At 64.2% G+C, this 14,419-nt stretch carries 13 protein-coding genes; 6 read left to right on the top strand and 7 right to left on the bottom strand.

Annotation, left to right across the window (positions count from 1 at the left end; all coding sequences use genetic code 11):
- Positions 1–2: 2 nt before the first annotated feature.
- From BTW07_RS06885 to BTW07_RS06860, 6 genes are all read right to left on the bottom strand, one after another.
- Positions 3–983, bottom strand: a complete 981-nt coding sequence (locus tag BTW07_RS06885) for an alpha/beta hydrolase family protein (protein WP_144076856.1) — start codon at positions 981–983, stop codon at positions 3–5.
- A complete protein-coding gene (locus BTW07_RS06880) occupies positions 974–2,356 on the bottom strand; it encodes a lyase family protein (RefSeq protein WP_075569430.1) in 1,383 nt (460 codons plus the stop codon). The genes BTW07_RS06885 and BTW07_RS06880 overlap by 10 nt, the downstream gene beginning before the upstream one ends.
- Positions 2,357–2,432: 76 nt before the next feature.
- On the bottom strand, positions 2,433–3,824 hold the full coding sequence (gene dcuC / locus BTW07_RS06875) for a C4-dicarboxylate transporter DcuC (protein WP_075569429.1): 1,392 nt from the start codon (positions 3,822–3,824) through the stop codon (positions 2,433–2,435).
- 257 nt (positions 3,825–4,081) lie between these two features.
- Positions 4,082–4,510, bottom strand: a complete 429-nt coding sequence (locus BTW07_RS06870) for an organic hydroperoxide resistance protein (RefSeq protein WP_075569428.1) — start codon at positions 4,508–4,510, stop codon at positions 4,082–4,084.
- A gap of 104 nt (positions 4,511–4,614) precedes the next feature.
- A complete protein-coding gene (locus tag BTW07_RS06865; RefSeq protein ID WP_075569427.1) occupies positions 4,615–5,064 on the bottom strand; it encodes a MarR family winged helix-turn-helix transcriptional regulator in 450 nt (149 codons plus the stop codon).
- A 36-nt stretch (positions 5,065–5,100) separates the two neighbouring features.
- Entirely contained in the window at positions 5,101–6,063 is a 963-nt protein-coding gene (locus BTW07_RS06860; RefSeq protein WP_075569479.1) for a LysR family transcriptional regulator, read from the bottom strand.
- 186 nt (positions 6,064–6,249) lie between these two features.
- On the opposite strand from BTW07_RS06860, the gene BTW07_RS06855 reads away from it, so the two are divergent.
- The gene (locus tag BTW07_RS06855) at positions 6,250–7,323 is read left to right on the top strand and encodes an SDR family oxidoreductase (protein WP_075569426.1); all 1,074 of its coding nucleotides are present in this window, start codon (positions 6,250–6,252) and stop codon (positions 7,321–7,323) included.
- Positions 7,324–7,555: 232 nt separating this feature from the next.
- Here BTW07_RS06855 and BTW07_RS06850 read toward each other — a convergent pair whose 3' ends face one another.
- A complete protein-coding gene (locus tag BTW07_RS06850; protein WP_075569425.1) occupies positions 7,556–8,395 on the bottom strand; it encodes an inositol monophosphatase family protein in 840 nt (279 codons plus the stop codon).
- Between the two features lie 599 nt (positions 8,396–8,994).
- Here BTW07_RS06850 and BTW07_RS06845 point away from each other — a divergent pair.
- From BTW07_RS06845 to BTW07_RS06825, 5 genes are read left to right on the top strand one after another with little or no spacing between them, the layout of a single operon-like run.
- Positions 8,995–9,540, top strand: a complete 546-nt coding sequence (locus BTW07_RS06845; RefSeq protein WP_075569424.1) for a Csu type fimbrial protein — start codon at positions 8,995–8,997, stop codon at positions 9,538–9,540.
- The gene (locus BTW07_RS06840; RefSeq protein WP_075569423.1) at positions 9,540–10,067 is read left to right on the top strand and encodes a Csu type fimbrial protein; all 528 of its coding nucleotides are present in this window, start codon (positions 9,540–9,542) and stop codon (positions 10,065–10,067) included. Before BTW07_RS06845 ends, BTW07_RS06840 begins: the two co-directional genes overlap by 1 nt.
- 2 nt (positions 10,068–10,069) lie before the next feature.
- Positions 10,070–10,894, top strand: a complete 825-nt coding sequence (locus BTW07_RS06835; protein ID WP_075569422.1) for a fimbrial biogenesis chaperone — start codon at positions 10,070–10,072, stop codon at positions 10,892–10,894.
- A gap of 17 nt (positions 10,895–10,911) precedes the next feature.
- Complete coding sequence (locus tag BTW07_RS06830; protein ID WP_075569421.1) at positions 10,912–13,422, top strand: fimbria/pilus outer membrane usher protein; 2,511 nt, start codon at positions 10,912–10,914, stop codon at positions 13,420–13,422.
- The gene (locus BTW07_RS06825) at positions 13,419–14,417 is read left to right on the top strand and encodes a Csu type fimbrial protein (protein ID WP_075569420.1); all 999 of its coding nucleotides are present in this window, start codon (positions 13,419–13,421) and stop codon (positions 14,415–14,417) included. The genes BTW07_RS06830 and BTW07_RS06825 overlap by 4 nt, the downstream gene beginning before the upstream one ends.
- Positions 14,418–14,419 lie beyond the last annotated feature (2 nt).

The raw sequence follows: 14,419 nt of genomic DNA, 5'->3' as shown, positions 1-14,419 counted from the left end.
CGCTAGCGCTGGGGTGTGCTATCCGGCGGTGTCACCGGAGTGACGACATCGAAGGCGCCGTCGCGCTCGAAGGCGGCGAACTGCTCGGCGGCGAAAGGGGCGATGCCGGCGTTGTCGTGGCCGACGTCGGGCACGGTCTGGAACGCCCAATGGAAGTCGAAGCCGTAGCGGTTGGCCTTCTGCTCGGCGGTCTTGTAGTAGATCCAGGCGCGCTCGACCCGGTTGTTGCCCTGGGCCATCGCCTGGTAGCTGCGGCGCAGGTACTTGTGCCAGGGGTCGGTATCCTCGGCGCCGACGGTCACCAGCAGATTCAGGCCGGCGAGCTGACGCTGGGCGTCACGGTCGACCTCGACCGGCGCACCCTTGAGCCCGTAGGGCCACTCGTTGTCGGTATCGGGCAGCGTCCACCAGCCCGCCGCCGAGCAGATCGCCGCCTGGACCCGCGACTGCGGCGAGAAGGTCAGCATGCGGTGCACGAACTGGCAGCCTGCACTGTGGCCGAACAGGTAGTAGCGCTGGCGCTCGGTCTGGCCGGACCGTTCGAAGTCGCTGAAGAGGCCGTCGATGACGTTGTAGGACCACGCCTCGGGCGGATTGAGCTGGCCGTCGGCACTGACCAGGTTGCCCAGGTTGTAGCCGGCGACGCCGGGATAGTCCTGCTTGGAGAAGCGCGGCACCACGATGGTGAAGCCGTATTCGTCGGCGGCATCGATCCAGGCGTCGCGGTAATCCTCGGCGTTGCGCTTGAGGCCGGTCAGCACGAACACGATCGGCGTCTTGGCGTCGGCGCCCTCGGGCACGTAGCTTGCGACCTCGATCCGGCGCTGGCTATCCGGCAGCGTGAAGGTCGATTCATGACTGCCCGTGGCCAGGGTCTGCGAAGTATTTGATACCTGAGACGTCTGCGAGTGCGCCAGCGGCGACAGAGCGATGCTGCCCAGCGCCAGCATGAGGCGAAGAGAGCGTCTTGGTGTTATTGGCATGATCCTTCCTTTTCTTTTTCTTCTTCGAAAGCGCGTGCAAGACGCGTGGCGAGATGCCGGGCCGAGGCCGCCATCGCCAGGGCGATCTGGCGGCTCTGGCCGGTGTAGTGCTCGGGGAGCAGAGCTTGCTCGAGCGTGGCGCGGTCGCCGTAGTGGCGGCGCACGGTGTCGTCGTCGAACAGCGCCTCGGCAAAGGTGCGAGCCCCGTCGCGACTGGCGACGATGGCCTCATGAACGAGATCGTGGGCGCGCTGGCGGCCGATCTCGTCGCTCAGTTCGAGCATGATGTGCTCGGACATCAGCGGCGCGGCGTTGGCCATCAGGATCTCGCGCATCCGCTCGGGATGGGGCACCAGCCGGGTCAGCAGCGTGCGCTGGGTGGTGGCGACGCGATAGGCGAGCGCACCGGCCTGATCGAGCAACCTGTAGAGGCGGAAGTTGCACGACGCATCGCCCTCGTGGGAGGGGCGGGCGGTCTCCAGCGCCGGCGCCACCAGGCCGCGCAGCTCGCCGGCCTCGGCCAGCAGGTTGACGGCGTACTTGGGGTTGAACTTGTGCGGCATGGTGCTGCTGCCGACCACTTCATTCCCCTGGTTTTCGCTGACTTCCTCGAACTCGTTGGCCATCAGCGTGTAGAGCTCCTGGCCGAGGCGCTCGCAGCCGGCGGCGTAGAGTCCCAGCGTGGTGATGTACTCGACCAGGCCGTCGATGGCGGCGCGGGAATGAACGCGCGACACGCCGAGGCCCAGCCGCGTCGCCAGCGCTTCCGCCAGCGGCTGGCCTTCGTCGGCGTAGCTGTGCATGGCGCCGCTGGCGCCGCCGAAGGTGAGCACGAAGGCGCGGGATTCCACCGCCTCCAGCCGCTCGACGTTGCGCTCCAGCTCCTCGATCCAGCCGGCGACCTTGTAGCCGAAGGTGATCGGCAGGGCGTGGCGACGGTTGGTGCGCGAGACGCACGGCCATTCGGCGCCGCGTTCGGCGAGATCCGCCAGACACTGGAGCTGTGCGGCGAGCTGCGCCTTGAGCCAGCGATGCGAACGCTTCAGCTGCAGCATCTTGCCGCTGAGGATGATGTTCTGCGTCGTGGCGCCGAGGTGGACGTAGCCGCCGGCGTCGCCGTCGCAGCGCGCGGCCAGCGCCCGCACCAGCGACATCACCGGCGACATGGTGCGTTCGATGTCCGTGGCCAGCGCCTCGCGATCGAGCTGATCGAGGGTCGCGCAGCGCTCGATTTCCGCCGCGGCGGCAGCGGGAATCATGCCTCGTTCGGCCTGGGTCAGCGCCAGCGCACGTTCGACCTCCAGCCACGCCTGCCAGGTGGCATCGCGAGAAAAGAGGTGGTCGGTCGAATCGGGAAGCTGATCAACATTCATGGTCGGTTCTCGCCAAAGGTGTGCAGAGTCGTTCGACGTTGCAGGTTCAGACCATCGGTTCGCGGAAGATCGCGGCTCATTTCACGCCCACGAACAGCGCGGTATAGACGAACAGCACGATCAGCCCGCCGATCAGCGGGATCGCGGTGCGCTTGACGATATCGATGGGCGAGCAGCCGGCGGCCTCGCTGACGGCGATGATCACCCCGGAAACCGGCGACAGCGAGCGCGCGATCCCGGCGGTGAACTGCAGCGGCAGCAGCAGGGCCACCGGGCCGGCGGCCGTGGCGGCGGCGACGTTGGGTGCCAGCCCGGCGAAGGAGAAAAACGCCGCGTTGCCGGAGCCGGTGAGAATCGCGGTCACCGCCACCAGCAGACAGGTGACCAGGGTCATCCCGAACAGACCGAAGCCTGCGCCCTGGGCCGCGCCGATCATGAAGTCGATGGCACCGATGGCGGTGAGGCCGGCGGCGAAGAACTCGGCGCAGATGATCAGCGAGATGATCGAGGAGAACATCTGCCCCATGCCCTGGAAGAAGGTCATGAAGCCTTTGAATACCGCTTGCAGCTCACGGCGCTTGCGCACCATCTCGCAGAACAGGCCCAGCACGGCGCCGATGATCATCGCCGTCACCACGCCGATTTCGATCTGATGGATCAGCAGCTTGCTGAAGATCAGAATCAGCGTCAGCGGCAGAATCGGCAGCAGCGCATAGAAGCCGGGGACGCGCGGGGCCTCCGTCTCGCCATCGGCGATGGCATGGGCAGTGGGGTCGGGGTCGACAATATGGCCGCTGCGGCGATCGAAATACTTGGCGCTGAAGTAGGTCAGCACGCAGATGACCGGGACGATGAACAGCGACGCCGGAATCTGGTACTGGGCGAAGTAGATCGCCACGTCCATGTTGGCGGTATGCGCGGCCAGGTTGGCGGTGCCGGAGGCCGGCCCCAGATCGAGCACCGAGGTCATCCCGATCATCGCGGCGGCGGACGCCTTGCTGACGCCCAGGCGTACCAGCGTAGGGTAGAGCGTGACCAGCAGCAGCATGGCGAGCCCCGCCGCGCTGGGGATGAAGATATTGAGTACCTGGCCCACCGCGTAGCCGAGCGCCAGTACCAGATAGGGCGCGCGCATCCGCGCCAGCGGGCGGGTGCCGATATTGACCATCGCCTGGGTGGCGCCGATGTGGTCCATGTACTTGGCGAAGGCACCGGCGGCCATGATGATCAGCCCCAGCCCGGCCAGGCGGTAGGACATGATCTGATGGATGAACTCGAAGATATCGAAACCGGCCCAGCCGCTGGTTTCGGTCTCCTTGAACAGGATCGACTGGGCGGGGAAGAACAGCGCCGTGGCGACGAACAGCGCCAGCCCGGCGAGCAGCAGTACGGTCTGCGGCTGGTATTTCTTGATGACCAGCGTACCGGCGAACGCCGTCACCGCCATGGCAATGAGAAACGCGACCATGATCGAATCCCTTGGTTGTTGGAGTCGACACGGTAGGCAGCGTCGGCGGCGCGAGACTATTGCGTTATCGCTATGCCCGCATCGTGTTTTTGCATGTCACGATAAATCATTGAAATTAAATCGATAAATATCAGATAAAAGTCTCACTCTGGACCGTGCTGCGACCAAAGATGTAACGGCCCGAGCCACCTTTCGATGGTTCGGGCCGTCGAGATCGCGTCCGAAATGGGCGCGATGCGATGATCACCTACGGATACTCACACCTCGACGTTGAGCGTCACGTCGATGTTGCCGCGGGTGGCGTTCGAGTAGGGGCAGACCTGATGGGCCTTCTCGACCAGGGCTTCGGCCTGCTCCCGATCCATGCTCGGCAGGCTGACCGTCAGCGCCACTTCGATGCCGAAGCCGTGAGCGATCGGGCCGATGCCCACTTCACCCTGGATCTGCGTGTCGTCGGGCAGCTTGGCTTTCTCTTTTGATGCCACCAGCTTCAGCGCGCCGAGAAAGCAGGCGGAGTAGCCGGCCGCGAACAGCTGCTCCGGGTTGGTGCCGTCGGCACCATTACCGCCGAGCTCCTTGGGCGTGGTCAGCTTGACGTCCAGCGCCTTGTCGGAAGAGGTGGCGCGACCGTCGCGGCCGCCGGTGGCGGTAGCCTGGGCACGATAAAGCACTTTTTCGAGTGACATGGTGAATCTCCTTGTGAGTCAAGATCGTGGCCGATTTAATCGTGTACGATCTAGTTGGGTAAAAAGTTGGTCGAAAATCGTCTTCCATCGAACGCGCCAACGCTTTACGGGGTGTCGAGACGCCGACGCAACCCATGCAACGCATCGCGCAGTCCGGCCGCCTCCTCGGGGGTGCATTGACTGGCACAGCCCACCGACTCGGGAATCGATTCTGCCCTGTCGCGCAGCGCTCGCCCCTGATCGGTCAGGGCGACCTCCACCTGCCGCTCGTCCTGCCGCGAGCGCTGCCGCGTTACCAGGCCGGCCGCTTCCAGGCGTTTCAGCAGCGGGGTCAGCGTGGCCGAATCCAGAGTGAGCTGCTCGCCGATCTCCGATACCGTCTGCCGGTCCCGCTGCCACAGCACCATCATCGCCAGATACTGCGGATAGGTCAGCTCCAGCTCGCGCAGCAGACTGCGGTAGAGCTTGTTCATCGCCAGCTGGGTCGAATAGAGCGCGAAGCAGAGCTGCGATTCGAGGGCCAACGCGTCGTCGGTGTTATTGCGTGTCGTCATGCGGTCAATCTATATCGCGCACGATTCAATCGCTAATTAGGTTTGTCTATGGTCGCTCGAGAGGCCGCCTATGTGTTCACGCCACCGGTCCCAGGACGGACGTGGCGCCAGCGATTCCCGTAGATAGTCGAGAAACGCGCGCACCTTGCGCGTTCGTAGGCGACGTTCGGTGGTCAGCACGTGAATGTCGCGGCGGCCGGGCATGACCTCGCCACGCCACGCTTCGAGCAGCGGCACCAGTTCCCCCCGCGAGAGCGCATCGCCGATCAGCCAGGTGGGGAACAGCACCAGACCCTGGCCCAGCAGCGCGGCGCGCAGCAGGCTCTCGGCATCGTTGCTATAGAGGTTGCCGGCGACCTCGAACGGAGTCGAACCGCGCTGATCCCGCGCCTGGAAATACCAGCGCTGGCGGCCCATCTCACCCTGATAGAGCAGGCAGTTGTGATCGCTCAGTGCCTCGGGCGTCCGCGGCTCGCCGTTCGCGGCCAGATAGCTCGGTGCCGCGGCCACCACGTAATTCATCGGCGCCAGACGCCGTGCGACCAGCGAGGAGTCGGCCAGATCGCCAACGCGAAAGGTGATGTCGTGACCCTCGCGCACCGGATCGACGACGTGATCGCTCAGCTGCAGTTCGGCGGTGATACCGGCATGCTGACGCTGGAACCGATGCAGCAGCGGCACGATCTGGCGCTGGCCGAAGGCGACCGGCGCATTGATCCGTAGCACGCCGCTCGGCTCGGGGTCGGGATAGGTCAGCGCTTCGGTGGCAAGATCGAGTCGCTCCAGAATCTCGCGCACTTCCTCGTAGTAGCGCTCTCCCGCCTCGGTCAGGGTGACCGCACGGGTATGTCGATACAGCAGCGGTTGCCCGACCGCCTCTTCCAGCCCGCGAATCTGGCGGGATACCGAGGAGACCGCACGGTGGAAGTGATGCGCGGCCGCGGTGAAACTGCCGGTCGCCGCGACCCTTTCGAACACGCGCAGGGCGTTGAGATCCAGCGAATTGAGATTCACGACGTTGAAATCCAGTGCTTTGAAATGTCTAAGGTTGCGTCTGGCGCAATAAAGATTTGCGACACTTTCGATTGTAGCAACGATCGGAGCCTACCAGACTGCGTTCATCGATCCGGCAAGATACCGGATCTTCCTGACTCGACTCCCTGACTCGAAAGGAGGTCATCGACCATGCGTAAAGGGACTGCACTCGTCGTCGGCGCCACCGGCATCACCGGCGGCAATCTGGCATCTTACCTGGTGGCCAGCGGCTGGACCGTCTACGGCCTTTCTCGTCGCGCCACCGAACAGAGCGGCGTGATTCCCGTTGCCGCCGATCTGCTGGACAAGCCCGCCACCGAGCAGGCGCTGGCCGGCCTGCCGATCACCCACGTCTTCTACTGCACCTGGATTCGGCGCGACAACGAGAAGGCCAACGTCGAGGCCAATAGCCAGATGATGCGCAACCTGTTCGACGCGCTCGACAGCGACAAGCTGGATCACGCCTCGCTGGTGACCGGTACCAAGCAGTATCTGGGTTCGTTCGAGGCCTACGGTAGCGGCCGGATCGAGACGCCGTTTCGCGAATCCGAGCCGCGCGTGCCGGGCGACAACTTCTACTACGCACTGGAAGACGTGCTGTTCGAAGCCGCCGAGCGCCACGGCTTCGCCTGGAACGTGCATCGCCCGCATACCGTGATCGGCTACGCCCGCGGCAATGCCATGAACATGGGCACGACGATCGCGGTCTACGCCTCGATCTGCCAGGCGACCGGCCAGCCGTTCGTCTATCCCGGTTCGCAGACGCAGTGGAATGCGCTCACCGACATGACCGACGCACTGGTGCTGGCGCGACAGATGGAGTGGGCCGCCACCACGCCGGGCGCTGCCAATCAGGCCTTCAACACCGTCAATGGCGATGTGTTCCGCTGGCGCCGGATGTGGCGCGAGATCGGTGAGTACTTTGGTCTAGAAAGTCAGGGGCCCGAAGCCTCGGACGACCCGGAGTCGATGCAGCCGTTGGAAACGCAGATGGCCGGTGCCGAATCGACCTGGCGCGAGATTGCCGAAAAGCACGATCTGGTCGAGCCGGATGTCGCCAAGCTGGCCTCCTGGTGGCACACCGATGCGGATCTCGGCCGCGATCAGGAGTGCGTCAACGACACCACCAAGTCTCGCGACTTCGGCTTCGATCACTTCCGCGAAACGCGAGCGGCGTTCTTCGATCTGTTCGATCGCCTGCGCGCCGAGAAGATCATTCCCTGATTCGGTCTGTCTGAGCGGTTCGTCCCGATCGGCTACAGAAAAGAAAACCGGCGCCTTCTCGGCGCCGGTTTTCGTCGTCTTGGTGGTCAATGATGATGGCCAGTGCCCTGCGTAAAAAGTCGACGAGCGAAGGCCAGGCAAGGCAAAAATTGGCGAAAACGCGGAGTTTACGGGGTGTAAATGAGCATTTTGAACCAATTTTTAACGCCGCATGGGCGAGCGCAGGCACTTTTTAGCCCAGAAAGCTGAACTTCTCGCGCAGCTGCTCCCAGTGCGCCCGCGAGCTGGCGGCCAGCACCGTGCCCTGGTGGATCGTCGGCTGGTAGGGTGTGCCGTCCAGCAGCGCCGAATGGCCGCCGGCTTCGGCGTGGATCATCAGCCCCGCGGCATGATCCCACGGCATCAGCTTGCCGGTGAGCATGAAGTCGACGAAGCCGAACGCCATGGTGCGATATTCGTGGCAGGCGCAGCCGAACGCCATCATGCGCTGGAAGTCGGGGAAGGTCGCCGCCAGCTGGTACTGCTGCGGCTTGGCGAACAGCCGGATCGAGGTGGAACCGACCATCTCGTCGAACTTGTCGGTGGCCGACACCTGCAGCTGGCGCTGGGTGCCATCGGGGCGGCCGAACCAGGCGCCTTCGCCGTGACGGGCGACGATCCAGTCGTCCGCCAGCGGATCGTAGAGCAGGCCGAAGATCGTCTCGCCGAAGCTGGTCGCCGCCAGAATCACCCCGAACTGATTGAGCCCGCGGGCGAAGTTCCAGGTGCCATCGACCGGGTCGATGATCAGCGCCAGCTCGGCGCCGGCGATGTCGTCGAGATTGGCGCTGCCGTCGGCCACCGCTTCCTCGCCGATCACCGTCGCCTCCGGCATTAGCTCGCGGATCGCCGCCGTCATCATCCGCTCTGCGCCCTGGTCGGCGTCGGTCACCAGATCGTCCGGCGCGCTCTTCGAACGGATCGCGTCCTCGGAGAGATTGCGAAAGCGCGGCAGGATCTCGGTCCTGGCGGCATCGCGCACAATCTCGATCAGGCGCTGCTGTTGCTCGAGGCTGATGGCTCTGGCTGGCATGCGAATCTCCTCTCTTCTGGCTGGGTGGGGAGTTCAGGGTATCCGATCTTGACGGTCTGGGTTATCGCCAGTTCAGGGGTTAACAACACTTTCCTTTCCCGAGGTTCTCCACCGGTTTCTCTAACAGGCCTGAGATATCGAGTCTGGCCGCGGATCAAAACTGATAACAAAACGTCTCCAGAATGTTGATTGACGTTAATGACATGTGGTTTGTCTAAAGACCTGAGTTATCGCTCGTTGAATTAAATAGTGATTTAAATGTTTTGGTTCTTTTGCAAAATAAATCCTAAGTTTCATTCAGGGTTTACTTTATTGTAAAAGTCGATGCTATGCTGGCAAGTATTAGGTTTCTCATGCTCGTCGCACGCCGCTGAATATCAGGCCTATCAGCTTCAGTGCCCCCCAACGGCCGTATCTTTCAAACGGGGCCGTAATGTAAGTGGTCAGTTTATTATCCACAAAATCAGCGGGTAAACCGTCTGTCAGTGGTTCTTCAAAAGGCAGTAACAGAGGCTAGTCCGGTAACGGACGGCCATTCAACGAGTGTCGATAGGCAGATTAGGGTGTCGAGCAATTATCCCGCAGGGAGGAGTCATACCATGCTCACTAGAAATCGGGTCCAGATGGCGTCGGCGACCGTAGCGCTGGTTGGCCTCACGTCGCTACAAGTTCAGGCGCAAGAAGTGACGGGCACCATCGACGTGACGATGACGTTGACCGAGGCCTGCAGCATCAACGGCTCAACGGATACCGAAGGACTGGACTTCGGTGCACTGGACTTCGGCACTCAGACCACGCTGTTCGACCAGGCTGACAGCGAAGTGGAAAGCGGCGGCGGGGCGATTGAAGTCCTCTGCTCTCCGGGCACCGAGCCCGCCGTCGCCATTACTGGTGGCGCCAATGATGGGGCCGGCGGTGCCGCGGGCACCCACGCGATGACCAACGGCACCAGCTTCATCCCTTACTCGCTCTATACCGACGCCGCTCGTACCAACGAGCTGGGTCTCAATACGCCGACCACCTTGGCCGGTGAACCCGATGGCATCAACCCGCAGACCCTGGAGCTTTATGGCCGCGCCTTCGGCCAGGAGGGCCTGACCGCGGGTGACTACGCCGACACCTTGAACGTCGTGCTGACGTTCTGATGAGAACCGCCCTGATCGGGGCGGTGTCGGTGTGGTTGAGCCTTGGCACGGCGATGGCGCAGTCACTGCCGCAAAGCAGTTTTCAGGTCTCCGCCACGATCACCGAGGGATGTCTGGTCAACGGTACCGGACAGAGTGTTGGCAACGTCGGCGAATTGGGCCAGCTGGATTTTGGCACGGCGTCGGCGCTCTCCGAGGCGGTCCAGGTGGCAACCTTCGTCCAGACCGGCGGTGTCGTGCTCGACTGCACACCAGGTATCGCGCTGACCCTGCGCGTCGACGGTGGCCTGCATGCGTCTGGCGGCACGCGCCAGCTTGCCCGCACCGGTGGCGGCGCGTCGCTGACCTACACACTGTTTGCCGATGCCGGCCTGCAGCAGCCGATCGGTATCGACGAACCGGTCTCTTTCGACCTCGCCGAGGGGGCGACGACGGTAGCGCTGCCGATCTACGGGCGCCTGGCACTGCCGGGGAACGCGGCGGCGGGAAGCTATACGGATCGATTGACGGTGACGCTGGAGTGGTAGCAATGATTAGAACACGACAGCGCGACTCGCGTGCACGGACGCAGGCGACATCCCGTGGCGCATCCCTTGCGACGGCAGTGCTGTTGACCATGACGATGCTGGCTGGATGGCTGGCGATGCCGTACTCGGCGATGGCTGCGACGCTGCTGCTCTGGCCGGTTCAGCCGGTGTTCGAGCCCGGCGAGTCGGCGGCGGCACTCTGGGTCGAGAACCGGGGAGAGTCGCCGACCTGGATCCAGGTACGCGTGTTCGGCTGGGAGCAGGCCAACGGCGGCAACCGCTATCGCCAGCAGCAGGACGTGATCGGCAGTCCGCCGATGATGCAGATCGGCCCCGGCGAGCGTCATCTGGTCAGATTGATTCGTCAGACGCCGACACCGCCTGGCGTCGAGGCGGCATGGCGCGTGATCCTCGACGAGATACCCCAGCGCAGCGATACGCCAAGCGGTGGACCGACCCGCGCCGGCATCCATCTGCAGATGCGTTACTCGTTACCGCTGTTCAGCTACGGTGAGGGGCTGACGCCTGTCTCGTCACACGGCGACGGCGGTGCCGCCGATACGCATCTCGAGTGGCGCGTCGTCCGGCAGCAGGGCCAGGCGATGCTGGAGATGATCAATCGTGGCGATCGCCATGCCCGGCTCACCGAGGTCACTATCGAAGGCGAGGGCCGCTCGATGACCCTCGCCGACGGGCTGCTGGGCTACGTCCTGCCCCACAGCGCCCAACGCTGGCCGCTGCCTTCCTCCATGCCCATCGAGTCGCTTCGCGCACGCATCAACGGGCAGTCGGCGGTGGTCGTCGACCAGGCCGATGATGCGTCTTGAGCGGGCGTCGATCCGGCGTGTGTTCGACGCCCCGCCTCGGTTTGCTGCTGCTGAGCGTCGCTACCGATCCCTCCGCGGCGCTGGCCGACCAGGGGCTGCCGCCGCCCCCGACGGCGCTGGCGACGCAGACCGACACCTCGGAAAGTCTCTATCTCGAACTGATCGTCAACACACGCTCGACGGCGAGGGTGGTATCCGTGCGCAAACAGGGCGAGCACTTCTGGGTGGAACGCGAGGCACTCGGCGGCATGGCGCTACCGAGTGCCCTGGGCGATGCCAGCGAGGTCGATCTTGCGGCGCTGGATCGGGCCAAGCTGCGTTACGACGCCGTCAACCAGCGCCTCTATCTCGATGTGCCCGGCGCCTGGCTGCCACCGCAGATGCTGGCGGGGCGCCCGGCACCGAGCGTGGAGCCGGCGCGCAGCACGCCGGGCGCGCTGATCAACTATGACCTCTATACCAGCCGCGTCGACACCGGTCGCACGCGCACCTCGCTGTGGCACGAGCTGCGCGTCTTCGGCATCGGCGGCGCCTTCAGCAGCACCGGTCGATTTCGCTATCAACTGTGGGATACGCCGTCCGGCGAGTCCGACGACGGCTACATCCGCTACGACACGACCTGGCGCAGCTTCGATCAGGATTCTCTGCGTACGCTGGAAGTGGGCGACGTGATCACTCGCCCGCTGGCCTGGACCCGGGCAGTCAGGCTCGGCGGGTTGCAGCTCTCGCGAGACTTCTCGATCCGACCCGATCTCGTCACCTATCCGTTACCCGCCTTTGCCGGCAGCACCGAGGTGCCGACGACGGTCGACCTGCTGATCGATGGCAATCGTATCGACCGTCAGGATATCGCCCCCGGCCCGTTCACCTTCGCCGATATCTCCACGCTCAATGGTGCGGGCGAGGCGACGATCGTCACCCGCGATGCCTCGGGCCAGCGCGTGGTGACCACGCTGCCGTTCTACGTCACCAACGAATTGCTGCGACCGGGGCTTTCGAGCTATAGCATCGGCGCCGGTGCACTGCGCGAGGACTACGCGCAGCGCAATTTTGGCTACGGGCAGGCGGCGGCAGACGCCTCTTATCGCTATGGCGTGCTCGACTGGCTGACGCTCGGCACCCATGCCGAAACCGCCGAGTCGCTGGCCCTGGGCGGCGCCGGCAGTACCTTGCGGCTGTGGCGTCTGGGAACGCTGGAACTCGCCCTGCAGCACAGCGACGCCCGGCGCAGCGGCAACGCCTGGAGCGCCGGGTACGAATATCGCGGCTCCACCTTCAGCGTCGGCGCGCGCTGGGAAGAACGCGAATCCGGGTTCAGCGATCTATCCAGGCTGGCGGCGGACGATTTTCACGATGGCGCCGAACAGCGCGGTCAAGTGACCGCCAGCGCTTCGCTGGGGGAGTGGGGTAGCGTCGCGGCGGGCTATTTCGACATTCGTGGTGACGACTATACCTCGCGTCTGCTCAATCTCTCCTACCAGCGGTCGCTGGGCGCCGGGGCGCAGCTGGCACTGACGGCGAGCCGCGAGCCCGGCGAATCCTGGGCGGGCCTCGCGCAATTGACCTTCTCGCTGCCGGGCACCGGCGGCGTGGCCTCGGTGGGCACGTATCGCGATGCCACCGGCGAGGTCCGCGAGCAAGCCCGCTACGCACGCTCCGCACCGCTGGACGGCGGCTGGGGCTGGAATCTCGGCGTCGAGCGCGGTGACGATCAGGGCGGAGGCAGCCGTCTCGATGGTCAGGCGGAAATTCAGTATCGCCATCGACTCGCGACGCTGCGCGGCGGCTACTACGAATTCGACGACAGCGCCTACTACTTCGCTGGCGTCGGCGGCTCGGTAGCGCTGATGGAGAGCCGACTGTTCGCCGCCAACGAGATCCGCGACGCTTTCGTCGTGGTCTCCACCGATGGTCACGGCAACATCCCTGTGCGATACGAGAATCAACGGGTTGGCACGACCGACGACGACGGCTATCTGCTGGTGCCCTGGGGCAACGCCTGGTATCCGGGAAAATACGCCATCAACACGTTGTCGCTGCCGCCCAACATGGCCACGTCCGACGTCGAGCAGAGCGTCGCGGTGCAATCGCAAAGCGGCTACCTGCTGAATTTTCCGCTCGAGCGCCATGCGGCGACCCACGTCAAGCTCGTCGACGGGTCCGGCGAGGCGCTGCCGGTGGGAACCCCGATATCCATTCCGGGCGGTGGGTCTTCCATTGTCGGTTGGGACGGTATGGCCTATTTCGAAAGCCTGACCGCAGCGACCGCGGTCGTCGCACGCTTGCCGCAAGACGGGCGCTGTCGGGCGATGATTCCTGTCGAGATAGAGAAAGACGTTCTCTACCAGCCGGGAGCCGTGACCTGCTACTCGATAACCGCAAGCTCCGTGTCTTCGGACGCCGGTAATGAAGAGCCTACGAAACCGGCTGACGTTCTCCCTCCCACGGCGGATACGCTGAGCGTCTCGGGACCCTCTCGTTCCCCTGCCCCGTCGAACTGGCGTACGGCGGTGGAGGTACGACCATGAGATCGGCTCGGCGCTTCAAGATGCTCTTGCTGTGGAGCGGTCTGCTCGTCGGGCTTATCGTTTCGCGGATGGGAATGGCTTGCTCGGTGAACGCCCCCACGCCCACAGCCAGTTTCGGCAGTCTCAGTTCGTTGGGCGTGGGCACCATGACTCAGCAGACTCAGGCGCTACCCAGCGCCGGCCTGCGCTGTCCGGGAAGCGTGCTGGGCTTGATCGTGAGCGGTGATCGAGTCAACGCCACGCTGTCCAGCGTCAATGGTGGGAGATTGAGAAACGAGGCTGGCGACACGATCGGCTATTCGATCTTTGCCGATGCCGCCGGGCAGGCGCCTTTGACGCTCGGCACCGCCTATAACTACTACAACAGCTACATTCTCGGTCTGCTGGGATTATTGAGCGGGCAGGCAGCGGACATCCCCATGTATTTCCGAACTCAGCCGGGTACGGCAGCCAACGTATCGGCGGGAACCTACACGGACACACTGACGGTGCGGTGGAACTGGAGTATCTGCACAGGTATCGGTATCGGGAGCCTCTGCCTGGGGCGTAATTCCGGTAATGGCACCAGCGTTATTTCGCTCTCCCTGACGGTTTCGCCGGACTGTGCGATCAATGCGCCCAATCTCGATTTCGGCTCGGCACCGCTGATCCAGGGGTTCGATCCGGTCACCCAGACTATTTCGATCCGCTGTACCAAGGGCGCCAACTACACCGTCGGCATCAGCGACGGCATGCACGCCTCGGGGGGCCAGCGCCGGCTGGAGGCCGGCGGCAACTACCTGCGCTATGAGCTCTATCAGGGGGTCAGCTCCCAGGCGCGATGGGGGAATCAGGGCAGCGCCCGGCGCGGCTCGGGGCAGGCGGATATCCAGCCCGGCAACTACGACGGCTTGAGCTGGCAAGGCTTCACCTATCGCGCCGAGATCCTGCCCAACCAGGCGACCCCACCGCCGGCGACCTATACCGACACGCTGGTGGTCGACGTGGCGTTCTGAGG

It is taken from the genome of Salinicola socius (genome assembly GCF_001937195.1).
In the GTDB taxonomy this organism is placed as follows: Bacteria; Pseudomonadota; Gammaproteobacteria; order Pseudomonadales; family Halomonadaceae; genus Salinicola; species Salinicola socius.
The sequence above is the reverse complement of the archived record's forward strand: the minus strand, read 5'-3'. Positions and strand labels throughout refer to the sequence as shown.